Raw genomic sequence first — 12,739 nt, 5'->3', positions numbered from 1 at the left:
GATAATTCATGTTGCTGTCGCTTCGCTTTCACACAGATAATTCATGCTGAATGAAGATAAAAGGGTTATTCTGCTTTTCGTTGTACTTTTGGAATAAAATTGATACTATGAAGGTATATGATAGAAAAGGGGTTGGCGTATTTTTGCTTCAAAAAAACAGTAAGCTTGGTCTCACTATTGATGAAATTACAGTTGGCGAGAAGATTCATATTACCGAAAAGATAGAAGATAAGGATTTACTGCTTTATTTAGGACTTACGAATGATAGTAATCCACTTTATATTCAACATGAATATGCTGCGATGACACCTTTTCAAAAGCCAATCGTACCAACAATCATGTTAAATGGTATTATTACGTCAGCTGTGTCAAAGTATATTCCTGGACCAGGTGCACGAATTATTGAGCAACATTTAAAGTATTTAGAACCGCTCTATCATTATGAATTATTTGATACTCTTTTAGAGGTAACAGAAGTAAATAAATTACAAAATACAATTACTGTATCGGTGCACTCATATAATGAGCAAAAGCAGCTTGTGATTGAAGGTACTTTACTGGTGACACCACCATTTACTTTATAGACGTCTTTAGATTTGAAATGGGGGTTTCAAATCACTAACGGGGGCATTACACATGACAAAAACGATTTTAGTTGTAGAAGATGAATTTTCTATTGCGACATTATTGAAATATAATTTAGAGCAGGCTGGATATGTTGTAGAAACAGCTGCAGATGGTCAAGAGGGTCTTGATAAGGCTATTGACTTACAGCCAGATTTAATTCTATTAGACTTGATGCTTCCAAGGCTTGATGGTATGGAAGTTTGTAAACAAATTCGTCAACAACGTATGAATACACCTATTATTATGTTAACAGCAAAAGATGACGAGTTCGATAAAGTACTTGGTCTAGAGCTAGGGGCAGATGATTATATGACGAAGCCCTTTAGTCCGCGTGAGGTGTTAGCACGGGTAAAGGCTGTTTTAAGACGTTTTACACAAAATATAGTGGCAGAAGATAAGAATGAGCCGCAAGAGAAAATGTATGAATTTGGACAATTGCGTGTCTTCCCTGAGCGTTTTGAAGTATTTTTACAGGATGAGGCGCTAGAATTTACACCAAAGGAATTTGAACTACTCATTTATTTACTTGAAAATAAAAACCGTGTTTTAACGCGTGATCAGCTATTAAGTGCTGTATGGAAGTATGATTTTGCTGGCGATACTCGAATTGTGGATGTGCACATAAGCCACCTTCGCGACAAAATCGAGGAAAATAGCCGTAAGCCGATGTTCATCAAGACAATTCGCGGCCTTGGCTATAAATTTGAGGAGCCGAAGACGACATGAAATCAATGAGCAACCGCTTATTCTTGACATTCATGCTATTGCTTGGAACGATATTAGCTGTCCTAATGATTATTATAGGTCAGCTTTTTCCTGTTTATATAGAACAGTACAATGAGCAGGCTAGTTTACAGATGCAAGAATCCATTAACCAAGTATTAGATGAACGAAAGATTGAACTATCCAAGGAAGATAAAAAGGTGCTGTATACTGCTCAAAACAAAGAGGCAAATGATTCTCTATTATCGATTATTCACGCGCGACTTTATGTAGTACTAGCAATTCTTTTTATAATAGCTCTTATTTTAATAGCTATTGTAATTCGCTATATGATTCGAAATTTTACTGCTCCTATTGATGACGTGACAGATACAGCACTTGAACTGGCGAAGGGAAATTACCGTGCTCGTGCCCATGAAAATGAGCATGAGCGCATGATGCCACTTAGTCACTCCATCAATATTTTAGCGCGTAATTTACAGGATATTACGACGATTCGCGAAGTAGAAGAGGAAAGGCTTAAAACGTTAATTGAAAACATGGGAAGTTCCCTCATGATGATTGGGCGTGAGGGGAATATATCTATCGTGAACCGTGTGTTTTTAGAGCGTTTCGGCATGCAAATTGACGATGTACAAGGAAAAGTTTTTCGTACCATAGGCTTACCTAAATCTCTTGAGCAATTTATCGACCATGTGTTTCTAACAGAAATGCCTTATCGACAACAAATTAAAATGGAGGTCCAACAGGAGCTTTATAATAAGGAAGTGTACGGAGCACCTGTTATAGGAGATCATGGTCGATGGCTTGGTGTTGTTATCGTTATGCATGATATTACGGAGCTTGTTCGTTTAGAGCAGATTCGTAAGGACTTTGTAGCAAATGTATCCCATGAATTGCGTACACCTATTACATCTATTAAAGGCTTTTCTGAAACTTTACTGGATGGTGCGTATAAGGATGAAAAAATGCTGCTATCTTTTTTAGAGATTATTTATAAGGAAAGTAACCGTCTGCAGATGCTTATCCAGGATTTACTGGAGTTGTCGAAAATTGAACAGCATGGTTTTACTGTTAATATTATGCCGATGGGCTTGCAAGATGTACTTATACGTGGAGCAGAGCTGACGGGACCTCGTCTGGATGAGAAAAATATGAGTTTTCATGTTGATATAGAACGAGATGTTCAAGTAATGGGTGATGCGAATCGTATCATCCAAATTGTCACTAATTTAATTACCAACGCCATTACGTACTCACCAGAAAATACAACCGTTACGATTCGATTAACGGAAAATGAAACGTACGGCATTATTGAAATAGAAGATCAGGGTATAGGAATTGAAAAGCATGAAATTGCCCGTGTATTTGAACGGTTTTACCGTGTGGATCGTGCGCGAAGCCGAAATTCTGGGGGGACGGGTTTAGGGCTTGCTATTGTGAAGCACTTAGTAGAGGCTCACCATGGTCGTATTCAGGTAGAAAGTGAAGTTGGCGTAGGGACAAAAATGATTGTCATGATCCCGAAAAATTAACGATTTCTTTACAATATCACAATTTTAAATTCACAATGGGGCCTTATACTTGTTAGTAGAAACCCCCTATATAATTATTAAGACTATAAAATAGCCAAAAAATCTTTATTTATCTATGAGATTTTTTGATTGTGTTGCTTAGTTACGCCACAATAGGAAGAATCTATTGCCAAATTTTTTGGTGGTAGATTCTTTTTCTGTTTTACACGTAACACAAATAGGTGTAAAGTATAGTAGCATAATGTTCAGCTAATAAGCAATGTACTGATTGTTAGTTCATAGTGTTGATAAAATAGAATGATGTGGAGCTTTAAATGAGGGGGATTTCCGTTTGGCTACTCGCTTTCCTTCCTCTGCTTATGTTGTCGTTACGTTAGCAATACGCTTTCGCACAAAAAATTATTTGTTAGTTTTGTTTTATCACTATAAATTAGAGTGATATGCCAGAAGATAGATGCTAAGAGAAGTGGTTGATTGGAGTGGAGACTTGGCGACTCCTTGGGGATCAGCGTCACAGATGAGACCCTGGAGCGAGCAACGCGAGTGAAGCGGCTCATCGGACGCCCCCAGGAAAGCGCCCAGTCGTAACGGAAATCAACCCACTCGTTTTGCCGAAAATCCATAATTTAATATGACATCTAAATTTCTTTAATACAATTCAACAATATGAACTAACAATCAATGTACTTATTAGTTGAATTAATTAGGCTTATATGTTTAGCTATTAATCACACTTTAATCTAGAAGTGTTTAATATAACTGACCATTTAAGCAGGATAAAAAATTGAGAGAAGGATGACCATGAAAATCGTCAAAAGTATCGTGCAAATCGGCTATCTTTATGTAATTTTATTTGTTGGGAATAGTATTGCACGTCTACTTCACTTGCCGATTCCAGGGAGCATAATTGGACTAGTCTTATTGTTTTTACTTTTGCAGTTTCATATTATTAAGCTTGAATGGATTGAGCTAGGTGCAGGTTTATTACTTAGTGAATTATTACTATTTTTCATTCCATCTGCTATCGGAGTAATCGATTATACTGCATTATTCGGTGAGCAAGGTGTGAAAGCTGTGCTTGTAATTGTATTGAGTGCCATAGTTGTAATGTTTGCAACAGGTTTCACAGCGCAATTGCTAGATCAGCGAAAGAAAGGTGATACTGCATGAGCTTTTTAATAGCTATAGTAAGTTTACTAGGTACTATTGCAACTTTTTATACTAGTAAAATGTTTTATAAAAAGTTTCAGAACGAATGGTTATCACCTATACTGATCACACCATTAGTGGTAATTATCATCTTGCTACTAACGGGTACATCTTATAAATCCTATTCTGCAGGAGCCAGTATTTTATCAAATTTACTAGGGCCAGCAACAGTTGCATTTGCGGTTCCAATCTATAAAAATTTTGATCTATTAAAGAAACATGCTTTTGAAATTTTTCTAAGTATTTCAGTTGGTTCAGCAGTTGCTATTACATCATCATTTACCATTGCTGTAGTAATTGGATTAAATAATGAGCTTGTGCATAGCTTAGTTCCGCGCTCAGTTACTACACCAATAGCGATGGACATCTCCAATATGATTGGTGGCTCTCCTACCCTTACTGCTGTTTTCGTTATGGTGACTGGTATTTTAGGGAGTCTAATAGCACCGTTAGTAATTAAAGTATGTCGTTTCCAACGACCATCCTCTAGAGGTCTACTATTAGGAATGGGAGCACATGGTGCGGGTACCTCTAAAGCATTTGAATTTGGTGAGCTAGAAGGCACTTTTGCAAGTCTTGCTATGATTGTAGCTGCATTAATTAGCATTGTTTTATCAACAACATTTTTCCCAGCATTTGAACATCTAGTTGTCAATATCCTGTTGCCTTAAATGGTAACAGGATTTTTTTGTCTTCTAAGATCTCAATGCAGAAACGTATGATATTTTCACATTGTTCCTTATGTCAAACTGCCTACATAAAATTTTCGTTTATTAAAATATTTTGAAACTTTTTTGTAAAGTGTTCCGTATAGAATAGTACTAAGCTTAAAGGGAGGATTAGACATGAGTGTGAAAAGGTCACTAATGATGGTGGGACTTGGAATTTTCGGCATTGTAGCCCTTATTGCTGTATTTACATCGTGGTACACGGTAGATGAATCAGAACAAGCAGTTGTCATTACGTTCGGTCGTGCCGATGATACGGTAACAGAACCTGGTTTACATTTTAAATTACCTTGGCCTGTACAATCGGTTGAGGTTTTATCGAAGGAAACATTTAGTTTGAAATTTGGCTATAAGCAAAATAAAGATGGGGAATTGGAAGCTTATGATGCTGAAACGAAAATGATTACAGGGGATGAGCACATTGTTTTAACAGACCTTGTAGTTCAATGGAAGATTACAGAACCGAACAAGTATTTATTCAACTCACAAGATCCAGAAAAGATATTACATAGCGCTACGTCGAGTGCGATTCGATCAATTATTGGAAGTTCCAAAATCGATGCTGCGTTAACTGAGGGAAAAGCGGACATAGAAGCAAAATCAAGAGATTTACTCGTTTCTCTTATTGAAAAATACGATATTGGTATAAGTGTTTTAGGGGTAAAACTACAGGATGTTGAATTACCGAATGCAGATGTACGAGCGGCCTTTACAGCAGTTACAGACGCACGTGAAATGAAAAATACAAAAATTAATCAAGCAGAAAAATATAAGAATCAGCGAATTAGTGAGGCTCAAGGTGAGAAAGATGCAATTATCTCGAAGGCTCAAGGTGAAAAAACAGCGCGTATAGAACAAGCTCAAGGGGATGTAGCCGTCTTTAATAAAATGTATGAGCAATATAAGGGCAATAAACAAATTACACGTGAGCGTTTAATTTTAGAAACGCTTGAAAATGTTTTACCTAAAGCACAAATTTATATTATGAATGATGATGGTAGTACAATGAAATACTTGCCTCTTCAAGCATTACAACCTACGAAACAGGAGACACCTGCGACACAGGAGACTTCAAAAGAGAAAAAAGAAGGGAGCGGTAACTAATGGATCAAAAAAATAAGGATCTTGAAAAATTCCTAAATTTTTTATCGGGTAAATCCAAAAATACTGCTTCGAAAGAAGGGGATACAGGGGATAATGTAATTAAAATGTCGAAAAAAAACCCGATGAATCCGAAAAAATATATTTCTCTTGCTGCAACATTAACAGCCATTTTTGCTATTGCCATTATATTATTTGCTAATGTTTATATAGTTAAAGAGTCCGAATACGCAGTTGTTAGACAGTTTGGAGAAGTAGTGAAATTTCAGAGTGAGCCTGGCTTGAAAATAAAAGTTCCATTTATTCAAAGTGTAACAAAGCTACCAAAAAACCAAATGACGTATGAAGTTTCTGAAGAAGAAATTAATACAAAGGATAAAAAACGAATTATTATCGATAACTATGCCGTTTGGCGTATTACAGATCCAAAGCAATTAATTTCTAATGCAGGAACAATAGAAAAAGTTGAATCACGTATGGAAGAGTTTATTTATTCAGTTATTCGTTCGGAGCTTGGTCGAATAGAATATAAGCAGATTATTAATGATGAAGATTCTTCACGTGGGAGTATCAATGATCAGGTAACTGCACGTGTCAATGAGTTACTCTCAAATGATAAGTATGGAATAGAAGTAATAGATGTTCGTATTCGTCGTATCGACTTGCCTACTGAAAATGAGCAATCCGTGTTTACAAATATGATTTCGGATCGTGAATCAATGTCGCAAAAATACCTATCAGAAGGTGATGCTGAGAAACGTCGTATTGAAGCTCAAACAGATAAGCAAGTTCAAGAATTGCTGGCAACAGCCAAAAAGGATGCAGCATTGATTCAAGCGGAAGGTGAAGCAGAAGCAGCGAAGATTTACAATAAATCGTTCTCTCAAGATCCTGAATTCTATTCATTGTACCGTACATTAGAATCCTATAAGAAAACTGTAGGGGAAGATACGGTCATTATTTTACCATCCACTTCACCATATGCGAAACTATTATCTGGCTATATTAAGTAATACTATTATTCTTGCAGGGATAAGTATATGAAGTCGTCTCAAATTTTTTGAGACGGCTTTTTTACATTATCCATGAAACTGACAAGAATACGAAGGCTCCTCGCCATAACGTGGAGTTGATTTCCGTTCCGACTGGGTGTTTTGGCGCTGACGCTTCGCTTTCGCACAGATAAATTGCACAGGACGTGGCGTTCTTAGTCTCACCATCTTTAGAGGTAGAAGTCTTCTATTGAATGAAGATAAATGGCATACGTTTTAACAATTATCATCCCCGACTTTTGATGATGAGCAATTTATTATAATTTCTATGGTCTGGTTTTAGGTAATATTAATCATATTTATTATAAAAATCTTTCGAGAATCAATGGTATGTTATGAAAATGATAGAAATTTATAATTTTATGTTTCGTATATGACTATTATCTGATAGAATGATAATGTTCAGAATTAAAAAATGGGGGTAATAGTTGTGAAATTGCAAATTAGCAAGTGGCTCCAAAATTTAGGAATAGCCTGTAGTATTGCATCGATATTTACACTTTTCTTCTGTCTATCAGATTTTGCATGGATCACAAAAAGTGTTTATCATATACCAGTATTTTTTGTTATTTTGTTTTTATTAGGTTTAGTCATTGCTGAAGATGTACGAAAGATATTTAAAAGAATATTTTGGTACGAAAAACGTAAGGTTAAGCGTCCTATTTGGCAAGTAGGGATTGGCTGCATTTTCTTCTTAGCGCAAATCGGCACAGTAATGGTGTTTAATACAGAGCTTACACATCCACAGCTTGGTGGTATGCCATTATTTTTAGTATTTGCCTTTATGAATGCCTTTATTTTGACAGTCATATATGAAGAGGTTTTCTATCGTAAAGAAAAAACAAGTAAAGTCAGTGAATAACATCTGAGAAGTCAATTACAATGAGTGATTGGCTTTTTTTGTGTGTAGTCGATTAGAAGCTAATCTATTGATGTAGAAATTTTGGCGATTTTCAACGTTATGATTGGTAAAAAAACCGTTTTCTCGATAAAGTAAAAGGAAGAGGCGTTTTCAAACATACGTTTTCGTTTTACAATTAAGAAGACGACAACGCAGGAGGATAAAATCATGACAAAGGAAAAATTGCTATTATTGGACGGCAATAGTTTAGCATATCGCGCGTTTTTTGCGCTGCCATTATTGACGAATGATAGTGGAATTCATACAAATGCAGTGTACGGCTTTACAACAATGCTTCAAAGAATATTAGAGGAAGAGCAACCAACGAAAATTTTAGTTGCCTTTGATGCGGGTAAGACAACCTTCCGTCATGAGACATTTACGGAATATAAAGGTGGTCGACAAAAGACTCCACCAGAATTATCTGAACAGTTCCCTTATATTCGTAAGCTTATTGATGCTTATGGTATTAAGCGTTATGAGCTTGAATTGTACGAGGCGGACGATATTATTGGGACACTAGCCAAAGAAGCTTCTTCACAGGATATGGATGTCATCGTAGTATCGGGAGATCGTGACTTAACACAGCTCGCGACTGAGCAAGTAACAGTTTACATTACTAAAAAAGGTATTACTGAAATTGAAATAAATACACCAGCCTTTATTGGAGAAAAATACGGCTTAACGCCTCAACAAATTATTGATATGAAAGGTTTAATGGGGGATTCTTCAGATAATATCCCTGGTGTACCAGGTGTCGGTGAAAAAACGGCGGTTAAATTGCTGAAAGAGCATGGTTCAGTGGAGACTCTTTATGCGGCGATGGATACGGTGAAGGCTTCTAAAATGAAAGAAAAATTAGTTGCTAATGAAGAACAGGCACTAATGAGTAAAAAGCTAGCTACCATTTTTACAGATGCGCCGATTGATATTACGCTTTCTGATCTTGCCTATAGTGGTCCGAATGAGGAAGAATTAATTAGCGTGTGGCGAGAGCTTGGCTTTAAATCATTGCTAGAAAAAAGTGATTTTACTGTCCAAGAAGAGGAACAAGCACCTTTTGACTATGAAATTGTGCAAGAAGTAAAACAAGAGCATTTAAAAGATGTAATGGCATTGCACTTGGAGCTAGAGGACGAGCATTATCATACTTGTCAGCAACTAGGCATTGCACTAACAGATGGAACGAAAACAATGTACGTGCCGTTTGATATTGCGGCTAAATCAGATGTCCTTCGCCACTGGTTAGAAGACGCTACTAAAATTAAGTACATGTCTGATTCTAAAGCTTCTCAGGCTGCGTTAAAACGTGCGGGAATACATTTAGCTGGTGTGGAATTTGATTTATTGCTTGCTTCTTATATTAATAATCCTGCGCTAAGTGGAGATGATGTGGCAACACTTGCGAAAGAACTGGGTTATCGTAATGTGCAGGCCAATGAGACCGTTTATGGTAAAGGGGCGAAACGAGCTATACCAGCTATAGATGTACTTGCTGAGCATGCCAGCCGCAAAGCCTTTGCTGTGTGGTCTTTACAGCCGAAGCTTGAGACATTGTTAAAGGAAAATGAACAGTTCGAACTCTATAAAAACTTAGAACTTCCTCTTGCTTCTATTTTAGGGGAAATGGAAAGTGAAGGTATTACGGTCAATCGTGCCACATTAGAGAAGATGGGGCAGGAACTAAATGACAAACTAGTTGTGATTGAACAGGAGATTTATGCAGAGGCAGGAGAAACCTTCAATATTAATTCACCGAAACAATTAGGAGTTATTCTCTTTGATAAACTCGGTCTTCCTGTTATTAAAAAGACAAAAACAGGCTATTCCACTGCGGCAGATGTATTGGAAAAATTAAAGCCAGAGCATGCCATTATTGAGCATATTCTTTTGTATCGTCAGCTTGGGAAACTACAGTCAACTTATATTGAAGGCTTGCTAAAGGAAATCCATGAACAGGATGGAAAGGTGCATACTCGATTCCAACAAGCATTAACCGCTACAGGTCGTTTAAGCTCAACAGATCCGAATTTGCAAAACATCCCGATTCGTTTAGAAGAAGGGCGAAAAATTCGTCAAGCGTTTGTGCCCTCGAAAGAAGATTGGATTTTATTTTCTGCCGACTATTCGCAAATCGAATTGCGTGTATTGGCAGACATGTCAAAGGATAAAAATTTAGTCGAAGCTTTCCGTGAAGGTATGGATGTTCATACACGTACTGCAATGGATGTATTCCATGTCTCAGAAGATGAGGTCGATAGTAATATGCGTCGCGCTGCAAAAGCAGTTAATTTTGGTATTGTCTATGGTATTAGTGACTATGGCTTATCGCAAAACTTGGATATTACTCGTAAGGAAGCTGCTACATTTATTGAGAAGTATTTTGCGAGTTTCCCAGGTGTAAAACAATATATGGATGATATCGTCCAAGATGCGAAGTTTAATGGTTATGTGACAACGATTTTAAATAGACGTCGATATTTGCCTGACATTACAAGCTCGAATTTCAATTTACGAAGCTTTGCAGAGCGTACTGCGATGAATACACCAATTCAAGGGAGTGCAGCTGATATTATTAAAAAAGCAATGGTTGATATGGATGCTCGCTTGAAAAAAGAAAATATGCAAGCAAAGCTCCTATTACAAGTGCATGATGAATTAATTTTTGAAGCACCTAAAGAGGAGATTGCATTGCTTGAAAAAATAGTACCAGAAGTTATGGAGAACGCAATCGAGCTTTCAGTACCATTAAAAGTAGATTTTAACTACGGTGCGACTTGGTACGAAGCAAAATAAGGAGGGGTTAAAATGCCTGAATTACCAGAGGTTGAAGGTGTCGTCCAGGCATTAAAACCTAAGATTGAAGGGCGTACAATTCAACAGGTTCAACTATCTGAAATTATTCGTTTTTCCTTTGGGGAGGGAAAGCAATGTATCGTGAAGCAAGCTGAGCCTGATGCATTTGAATTATCCTTGTCTCAAATGACGATTACAAAAATCGAACGACGTGCAAAATACATCTTTTTTCATTTGCTGAAAGAGGACGTCCCTTATGTGCTTGTTAGTCATTTAGGGATGACAGGTGCATGGTTTGTGGTGAATTCACCTGAGGAAATCCAGGAGGAGAAATTTAAAAAGCATATTCATGCTACATTTCAAATGGCAGATGGTGGCTATTTAATTTATTCGGATATACGCCGCTTTGGTGAACTACGATTTTTAACAAAAATTGAGGATCATGCACCATTAACAAAAATGGCGCCAGAGCCATTCGATGAAATAGCATGTGATTATTTTATTGCGAAATCAAAGTTACCGAAATATGAGAAAAAGGCTGTTAAGGATGTAATTATGGATGGGCAGGTCATTTCGGGCTGTGGCAATATTTATGCTACTGAAGCATTATTTGCTCAAAAAATTCATCCGGCCCGCACATTGAACCGCATCAGTGAAAAGCGTAAGCGTGCATTATTTGAGGCGATTGTCGCTATTTTACGCCAAAGCATTGAAGCAGGGGGTTCAACAATTTCAGATTATCGTAATATCAATGGTGAGGCTGGAAGTATGCAGAATCGACTGCAAATGTATGGGAAGAAGATGTGTCCAACGTGTGGAACTGCAACGAGCCAAATGACGATAGGTGGGCGCACATCAGTCTTTTGCCCAAATTGTCAACATTAAAGGGGATTTAACTATGATTATCGGACTAACAGGAAGTATTGCGAGCGGAAAAAGTACAGTAGCAAAAATGATGACAGCACTTGGTTTACCGATTGTCGATGCAGATATTGTAGCGCGTGATGTTGTAGAACCAGGAACGGAGACTTTAAAGTTAATAGCTGAAAATTTTGGACAAGATATATTGCTAGAAGATGGTAGTTTAAATCGTGCCAAGCTTGGCGATATTATTTTTCACGAGCCTGCAAAGCGTAAAATGTTAAATGATATTATGCATCCTGCTATTCGTAAGGAAATGTTACGCCAGCGTGATGCTTATTTAGAGGCTGGGGAAAAGCATGTTGTGATGGATATTCCACTGTTGTTTGAAAGTAAGTTACAGCATTTTGTCGAGCGTATTATCGTTGTATCGGTTAGTGAAGAGGTACAGCTCCGTCGATTAATGGAGCGTAACAACTTATCGAAAGAGGATGCACTAGCTCGAATACATTCTCAGTTACCAATGTCAGTCAAAGAAAAAGGTGCCCATGCGGTTATTTATAATAATGAAAATTTAGAACAAACAGAGCACCAATTAAAAAAAATCCTGACATATTGGGACGTAATATAATTTATAAAGAATCTGTAAAATCAATCGATGCGTAGCAATGACATATTGCTACGCATTCTTATTGTTTGTTTCAATGATATTAAGGTGTCATATTAAATAAAGTATGGCTCTTTCAATAAAACGAGGGTTGACTTCCGTTCCGGCTGGGCGCTTTCCTGGGGGCGTCCGATGAGCCGCTTGGGGCAACAGGTATTTTTTGCGCGAAAGCGTAGTGCTAACGAAGCGTCAGCAGCAGGATGTTGGTCACGAAGGCATTATCACATGACGTGATGGTTTTAGCCTTCGTTCCTCTATTGCTAATCCCCAAGGAGTCGCCCAGCCTCCACTCCATTCAACCTTTTCGCATAGTGTGTATCTTCAGGCATAGCACTTTAATTTATGGATATAAAAAGAAACTTCTGTATGTTTTATATGTGTGAAAGCGAGATAGGCGAGACCCTGCACGGAGCGGATGTTTTCTGTGCGTAAGCGTAGTGCTAACGTAGCGGCATCAAATGTTTTATCTGTGCGAAAGCGAAGCGACAGCAACAACAACAGCGGAGGAAGCGGCTCGACGCTCGCCCACAGGAAAGCGA

General features: G+C 37.6%; 11 protein-coding genes. All 11 read left to right on the top strand.

The features are described 5' to 3' along the window. The first annotated feature begins 143 nt into the window (after positions 1-143). The 11 genes from ACQKMV_RS11160 to coaE all read left to right on the top strand — a co-directional run bounded on the left by ACQKMV_RS11160 (position 144) and on the right by coaE (position 12,164). Positions 144-584 (top strand): MaoC/PaaZ C-terminal domain-containing protein, encoded by a 441-nt coding sequence (locus ACQKMV_RS11160; RefSeq protein ID WP_427425474.1) that lies wholly within the window; start codon positions 144-146, stop codon positions 582-584. Positions 585-636: 52 nt separating this feature from the next. Next, complete coding sequence (locus tag ACQKMV_RS11155; RefSeq protein ID WP_427425473.1) at positions 637-1,353, top strand: response regulator transcription factor; 717 nt, start codon at positions 637-639, stop codon at positions 1,351-1,353. Continuing rightward, a complete protein-coding gene (pnpS, locus tag ACQKMV_RS11150; protein WP_427503943.1) occupies positions 1,350-2,885 on the top strand; it encodes a two-component system histidine kinase PnpS in 1,536 nt (511 codons plus the stop codon). Before ACQKMV_RS11155 ends, pnpS begins: the two co-directional genes overlap by 4 nt. A gap of 801 nt (positions 2,886-3,686) precedes the next feature. Continuing rightward, the gene (locus tag ACQKMV_RS11145) at positions 3,687-4,055 is read left to right on the top strand and encodes a CidA/LrgA family holin-like protein (RefSeq protein WP_427503942.1); all 369 of its coding nucleotides are present in this window, start codon (positions 3,687-3,689) and stop codon (positions 4,053-4,055) included. After that, complete coding sequence (locus ACQKMV_RS11140; protein ID WP_427503941.1) at positions 4,052-4,765, top strand: LrgB family protein; 714 nt, start codon at positions 4,052-4,054, stop codon at positions 4,763-4,765. The genes ACQKMV_RS11145 and ACQKMV_RS11140 overlap by 4 nt, the downstream gene beginning before the upstream one ends. 174 nt (positions 4,766-4,939) lie before the next feature. Beyond that, complete coding sequence (gene hflK / locus ACQKMV_RS11135) at positions 4,940-5,926, top strand: FtsH protease activity modulator HflK (RefSeq protein ID WP_427503939.1); 987 nt, start codon at positions 4,940-4,942, stop codon at positions 5,924-5,926. Next, the gene (gene hflC / locus ACQKMV_RS11130; protein ID WP_427503938.1) at positions 5,926-6,936 is read left to right on the top strand and encodes a protease modulator HflC; all 1,011 of its coding nucleotides are present in this window, start codon (positions 5,926-5,928) and stop codon (positions 6,934-6,936) included. The genes hflK and hflC overlap by 1 nt, the downstream gene beginning before the upstream one ends. A 469-nt stretch (positions 6,937-7,405) precedes the next feature. Next, positions 7,406-7,837: a DNA polymerase I gene (locus ACQKMV_RS11125; RefSeq protein WP_427503937.1), complete on the top strand. Its 432-nt coding sequence runs from the start codon at positions 7,406-7,408 to the stop codon at positions 7,835-7,837. A gap of 207 nt (positions 7,838-8,044) precedes the next feature. After that, positions 8,045-10,672: a DNA polymerase I gene (polA, locus tag ACQKMV_RS11120; RefSeq protein WP_427503936.1), complete on the top strand. Its 2,628-nt coding sequence runs from the start codon at positions 8,045-8,047 to the stop codon at positions 10,670-10,672. A 12-nt stretch (positions 10,673-10,684) separates the two neighbouring features. After that, positions 10,685-11,557 carry a bifunctional DNA-formamidopyrimidine glycosylase/DNA-(apurinic or apyrimidinic site) lyase gene (gene mutM, locus ACQKMV_RS11115; protein WP_427503935.1) on the top strand — a complete coding sequence of 291 codons (873 nt, stop codon included), beginning with the start codon at positions 10,685-10,687 and terminating at the stop codon, positions 11,555-11,557. 13 nt (positions 11,558-11,570) lie between these two features. After that, positions 11,571-12,164 (top strand): dephospho-CoA kinase, encoded by a 594-nt coding sequence (gene coaE / locus ACQKMV_RS11110; RefSeq protein ID WP_427503934.1) that lies wholly within the window; start codon positions 11,571-11,573, stop codon positions 12,162-12,164. Positions 12,165-12,739: the final 575 nt, after the last annotated feature.

Source organism: Lysinibacillus sp. NPDC094403 (genome assembly GCF_050278745.1).
Lineage (GTDB): Bacteria > Bacillota > Bacilli > Bacillales_A > Planococcaceae > Lysinibacillus.
Note: the sequence above shows the minus strand (reverse complement) of the source record. Positions and strands in the feature narration are given on the sequence as shown.

Bases quoted from the DNA above. Each gene is read 5' to 3' on its own strand.
- ACQKMV_RS11155 (WP_427425473.1), top strand. From the start codon at position 637: ATGACAAAAACGATTTTAGTTGTAGAAGATGAATTTTCTATTGCGACA.
- pnpS (WP_427503943.1), top strand. From the start codon at position 1,350: ATGAAATCAATGAGCAACCGCTTATTCTTGACATTCATGCTATTGCTT.
- ACQKMV_RS11145 (WP_427503942.1), top strand. From the start codon at position 3,687: ATGAAAATCGTCAAAAGTATCGTGCAAATCGGCTATCTTTATGTAATT.
- ACQKMV_RS11140 (WP_427503941.1), top strand. From the start codon at position 4,052: ATGAGCTTTTTAATAGCTATAGTAAGTTTACTAGGTACTATTGCAACT.
- hflK (WP_427503939.1), top strand. From the start codon at position 4,940: ATGAGTGTGAAAAGGTCACTAATGATGGTGGGACTTGGAATTTTCGGC.
- hflC (WP_427503938.1), top strand. From the start codon at position 5,926: ATGGATCAAAAAAATAAGGATCTTGAAAAATTCCTAAATTTTTTATCG.
- polA (WP_427503936.1), top strand. From the start codon at position 8,045: ATGACAAAGGAAAAATTGCTATTATTGGACGGCAATAGTTTAGCATAT.
- mutM (WP_427503935.1), top strand. From the start codon at position 10,685: ATGCCTGAATTACCAGAGGTTGAAGGTGTCGTCCAGGCATTAAAACCT.
- coaE (WP_427503934.1), top strand. From the start codon at position 11,571: ATGATTATCGGACTAACAGGAAGTATTGCGAGCGGAAAAAGTACAGTA.